At 47.6% G+C, this 761-nt stretch carries 1 protein-coding gene; it reads right to left on the bottom strand.

What is annotated here, in order from left to right; translation table 11 throughout:
* Positions 1–759: S8 family serine peptidase (locus A3729_RS34395; RefSeq protein WP_304439782.1), on the bottom strand; the 759-nt coding region annotated here is incomplete at its 3' end.
* Positions 760–761 lie beyond the last annotated feature (2 nt).

Here is a 761-nt window from a genome sequence, read left to right as displayed (position 1 = left end):
AGCACTATTACCCGCCACATCAGTTAAAGTGATTTGTTGTTCGTACTCCGTTTCGGGAGTCAAGCCTGTAAGTAGCAGAGAATCTTGTGTAGATAAATTGATTGTGCCACTTTCTAACCAGTCAGCCGCGCCAACGGGGCGGTAATTAAGCAATGCGGTAGTCAGCTCACTTGAAGACCAAGTAAGTTGTGCCGAATCGACATAGCCCGTTGCGGAGGGTTCACCGACACATTCTGGGGCTTCTGTATCTGGTACAGCTGCCGTTGAGCCTCTTAGCGGCGCACTAACTGTATCGCCTGTGATATCCGAAGAATAAACATTACAAGAATAAGTCGTATTAGCAGCTAAGCCCGTTAAGGTTAACAAATGGTGCTTGACTCTCTGCGGATCGCTTATTTCATAAGTGACTTTTTCAAGCGGTGGCGTTGGAGGAGGGCTTGGCAGCTCAGTCTCACCATCGAAAGCTATATTAAGTAGAAGGTTTGGTGAACCATTTAAGCGACTGATCAAACCTGTTGAAGCATATCCAGTCATACTCGAAGCTACTTCAGCCGGCGAAGCATCTGGGTGAGCCTGCAAATAGAGTGCTATCGCTCCGGCAACATGTGGTGTTGCCATTGAGGTACCACTAATAGTATTGGTACCGCCATTGCTCCAAGTCGACGTAATATCTGAGCCTGGCGCGAATATATCAATACATGCTCCCCAATTTGAGAAGCTTGAGCGGCTATCATATCGAGTTGACGACGCAACTGTGATCG

This window comes from Oleiphilus sp. HI0043 (assembly GCF_001634935.1).
Note: the sequence above shows the minus strand (reverse complement) of the source record. Positions and strands in the feature narration are given on the sequence as shown.